Consider the following 3,736-nt stretch of genomic DNA (forward strand, 5'->3'; position numbering starts at 1 on the left):
ATTCTGCGCTGGGCTGGATGACCCCGTCAGAATTTGCTGAGAAGTCTGCCGGTTGCCAGAATACACAACCAACATGAAGCCGGTTATTCCTGATTATGAATGGATCACATACGGGGAGCGGGTCATATTAGAATGACCAGAAAGCTTCAGTTGACCGATGAAGGGGAGCGTTTACTTGGCGTACTCGCGTTTTCACTTAAACGCATCAGTGATGAAATAGAAGATATTCGCGTGCAGGGGCTGAGAGGAACCTTGTCTGTCGGCCTTCCACCTACCTTCGCTTTTCTCTGGCTGATGCCGCGCTTACCGGTATTTACCGAACGGTGGCCGGGGCTGAATATCAATTTCAGAGTGAGAGCCGGTCTGGTAGATTTTAATCTCGAACGGGTAGATGTCGCTATCTACTACAGTAATCTGAAATACCCCGATCTCTACTGCGAACGGTTATCTGAAGAGACGCTGGTTCCCGTCTGTATTCCATCTCTTGCAAAAAAAATCAGGCAAGCAAACCATTGGTTAGCTGAAGTCCCATTCATTCATACGTCTGAATCCGTTGACTCCCAGAATGTTTTTTCCGAGTGGCGAGAATGGTGCAGAGAGTCTGGCAAAAACCTGCCTGTTGAAGATAATTTTTTGAGCTTCAACAATTGTCAGATGTCGATTGAAGCGGCCCTCAATGGCGGCGGTATCATCATGGGCAGAAAACGGCTCATTCGGCATTATCTCGATGAGGGCCGCCTGGTTGCCCCTTTTGAAATAGAAATACCTGCCGGGCGAGGATATGACCTCATTATGCCACGAGAAAACCTTAACCGACCAGGCGTTCAGGCTTTAGCCGAATGGGTAAGAAATGTGTTTAACGAGGAATAAAGTCTGTTTTCATTCTGATATGGGGCATATGTAAGTCATATCACGCCTAATGCCAAAGAGCATGATGACAATGTAGGTCGGAAATGAAAAAAGGGCAGTTATGCCCTTTTATATTTTCAACGCGATAGCTATTACGCTTTCAGTTGCTTAATCGCATCCAGCGTACGTGCGGAATAGACCACGGCAGCGCCTGCGTTAAGATTGATTGCCACACCCAGGGCTTCAGCAATTTCTTCTTCTGTGGCGCCAGCTTTAACGGCAGCTTCGGCATGGACGGCGATGCAACCATCACAGCGAGTCGTCACCGCACAAGCCAGTGCAATCAGTTCACGCACTTTCGCGCCCAGGAGGTTGGTCTTATTGCCGGCGTTGCCCAAAGCCATGACGCCTTTTAGTGTTTCCGGGGTCAACTTACCCAGATCACCAACACGTTGCATCACTTCTGAGCGGTATTCATTCCAATCTAACATGGGGTCATCTCCAGAATTATTTTCTTTTAACAATCATTAGGATCTGTTCAAGCGTATCGTTGAAAAGCTCAGGCTTATTAATCGCCCGGGAAACAACGCTAGCGCCCTCGCATAAATTCAAAATAAGCAGAGCCATTTTTGATGGCAGCAGGTCAGCAGTCAGCTCCCCTGCATCAACACCACGGCTGACAATCTTGGTCAACCAGGCAATCTGCATATCGAAATATTCGGTCGCCTGTACTCTGATATTCGGTGGCAGATTGGCCATTTCCGAAGACAAAGCACAGCACAGCGGCATACGCGACGTGCGATAGCTTTCGATGAAAAGCTCTACGTAGGCGGTAAGCATCTGCGCAACCGTATTCTCCGTCGCTTCAATCTGTTCAAATCGGTTTTTGGTATCGGTATGGGCCTGAATCACCACTTGTTCGCCCAAAACGTCTTTGGTTGGGAAGTGGTGATGAATACTGGCCTTAGTGATACCAATGCTCTTTGACAAATCAGCATAGCTGAATGCAGAGTAACCCCGTTCGCGCATCAGATGGTCCGCTTCATTCAGAAGCCTTTCTCGTGTCATGACTGACATATAATCCTCACAATTATAATCTACTAGTTGGTAGATATTATCTGCGCCTGTTGTTCCCTGCAAGGGGACATCAGTTCACAACAGTAATTTAACCTTCTCTGATAACGCGTTTTGGTCGGAGTTAATAGCCATCAGGCAGTAGGGAAATGACAGTGTTCAGGCATTTCCCTCTCTGAGCTTTACCTACACCAACCGAGTATCAATATTGACCGGGTTCGCCAACGTATCGTGGATCGGCGAGCTTTCTGGCAGTGCACGAACCATTTCATCAAGCTGTTCACGGCTGGCGGTCGGACTGGAGAGCTTAACGCCAACACGGATCGCTTTCGCCCCGTTGCGAACTTTTTCGTCAAGACCCAGGAAACCGTTCAGATTAATGTCGAAGTTCAGGTCAAGTTCAATACCATCAAGCTCAATGCCCTTTTCTGCCGCCATCACAGTCAGAGTCGCGGTATAACAGCCGGCAAGTGCCTGCAAAATGTACTCAGCCGGGCCCATACCGCTATCAGTACCCGATAAATCAGCAGGTTCATCGCCAACATTAGCAAATTTTCCGGAGCGACGGGTATCAACCTGGCCGTTCTGAATAGTCGCATGAGTTTCCACACGGACGGATACCCCACCGTTGGATTTACTCTTCATGTTAAAGGTGAGATTGCCCAGCTCTGGCTGCTGGCGAATAGCTTCTCGTGTACCGCGAATAACATTAGCGTCAGCAAAAGGTTTTTTTGAATTAGTCATGACAACTCCTGAAGTGTCGAGTGATCTCAAAGATAAGGCTGGTGCTAAACGCAATCAACCTACTAGATGGTAGATTACTTTAAGATTGAGATGTTGTCTACCACTATGGCGGGGCAACTTCTTAAGATAGAGCTACAAACAGGGACGTAAACGTTACGATAACCATAGTGGAGACGGCATGCAGTGATCTCACAGTGCGTTGTCGTCTGCTGCAACATAACAGTACAGGAACGAGTTGAGACCGCACAAGCTGACCTGTTTTAACTGGCATCGTAGCGGGCCTGAAAATCCCTGCCCGCTTGAGTGCAAAGATAATCTGCTCTTCAGTAAATCGTGACTTTTTCATCGGCAAAACCTCCGCTCAGGGAAGTTAATATCACGCCGGATTCTCGTTTCTGAATGGGGCCGGATTTTTGATCAGGTCAGGTCGAATTTTTAACTGAGGCGCCGCAACGCGAGCCCCTTGTTTATAACCCACCCTTACGATTTTTTGGATTTTATGATTTTATTAGAATTATTTAAGGACAGAGACAGTTTCTCAATGGCGAAACGAGGCTCGGATGTATTACGGAGAGGGGGAGCAGCATTTCGCCATGCCTCTATTTCAACAAGGCAATCCCATCCTATATAGCCTTCCGGATCATCATGTAAAAGTATTTGAATAACCCCTGCAATATCGAGAGAACCAGGTACGCCTGCTGCAATAGGTTCAAACTCTTCGGCAGGCAGAAACTCCACGGTTTGAGGACGCCGATGAGAACATAGTTTTAGTTCAGCTAAACATGCACCACGATCGTTCCATATTCTTACTATATCACTTTCAAATAGCCCTCTTTGCAATGCATCATTCGGATGCATCCATAAAAAGGCACGGCCAGTCAATGATGTTTTACCCCGCATACTTTTTATAAGATGTAGTGAGTAACGACGAGAAAGTGGAGAACCCAGCCATTCTATTCCTGGGTCCCACATAGGAAACGCATTATTCGTTGAAATATCTCTCATGCCCAATAATTTTTCACGATAAGAATGAGTTTTTTCAACAGGGCTTATCTCATGTGAGTAAAAC

General features: G+C 47.0%; 5 protein-coding genes. 1 reads left to right on the plus strand and 4 read right to left on the minus strand.

The window, feature by feature from the left end; all coding sequences use genetic code 11:
* The first annotated feature begins 132 nt into the window (after positions 1-132).
* Positions 133-870, plus strand: coding sequence for a LysR substrate-binding domain-containing protein (locus J1785_RS02585; RefSeq protein ID WP_238483038.1), 738 nt, complete (start codon positions 133-135; stop codon positions 868-870).
* Positions 871-1,001: 131 nt separating this feature from the next.
* Here the strand turns inward: J1785_RS02585 and J1785_RS02590 are convergent, their stop codons facing one another.
* The 4 genes from J1785_RS02590 to J1785_RS02605 all read right to left on the minus strand — a co-directional run.
* Positions 1,002-1,340: a carboxymuconolactone decarboxylase family protein gene (locus tag J1785_RS02590; protein WP_007374386.1), complete on the minus strand. Its 339-nt coding sequence runs from the start codon at positions 1,338-1,340 to the stop codon at positions 1,002-1,004.
* A 16-nt stretch (positions 1,341-1,356) separates the two neighbouring features.
* A complete protein-coding gene (locus J1785_RS02595) occupies positions 1,357-1,926 on the minus strand; it encodes a TetR/AcrR family transcriptional regulator (RefSeq protein WP_024359925.1) in 570 nt (189 codons plus the stop codon).
* 183 nt (positions 1,927-2,109) lie between these two features.
* The gene (locus tag J1785_RS02600) at positions 2,110-2,667 is read right to left on the minus strand and encodes an OsmC family protein (protein ID WP_015697011.1); all 558 of its coding nucleotides are present in this window, start codon (positions 2,665-2,667) and stop codon (positions 2,110-2,112) included.
* A gap of 480 nt (positions 2,668-3,147) precedes the next feature.
* Positions 3,148-3,736: molybdopterin dinucleotide binding domain-containing protein (locus J1785_RS02605; RefSeq protein ID WP_274388847.1), on the minus strand; the 589-nt coding region annotated here is incomplete at its 5' end.

The organism is Rahnella perminowiae (genome assembly GCF_019049755.1).
Lineage (GTDB): Bacteria > Pseudomonadota > Gammaproteobacteria > Enterobacterales > Enterobacteriaceae > Rahnella > Rahnella perminowiae.

Coding starts and splice junctions, on each gene's coding strand:
- J1785_RS02585 (WP_238483038.1), top strand. CDS start 133: ATGACCAGAAAGCTTCAGTTGACCGATGAAGGGGAGCGTTTACTTGGC.
- J1785_RS02590 (WP_007374386.1), bottom strand. CDS start 1,340: ATGTTAGATTGGAATGAATACCGCTCAGAAGTGATGCAACGTGTTGGT.
- J1785_RS02595 (WP_024359925.1), bottom strand. CDS start 1,926: ATGTCAGTCATGACACGAGAAAGGCTTCTGAATGAAGCGGACCATCTG.
- J1785_RS02600 (WP_015697011.1), bottom strand. CDS start 2,667: ATGACTAATTCAAAAAAACCTTTTGCTGACGCTAATGTTATTCGCGGT.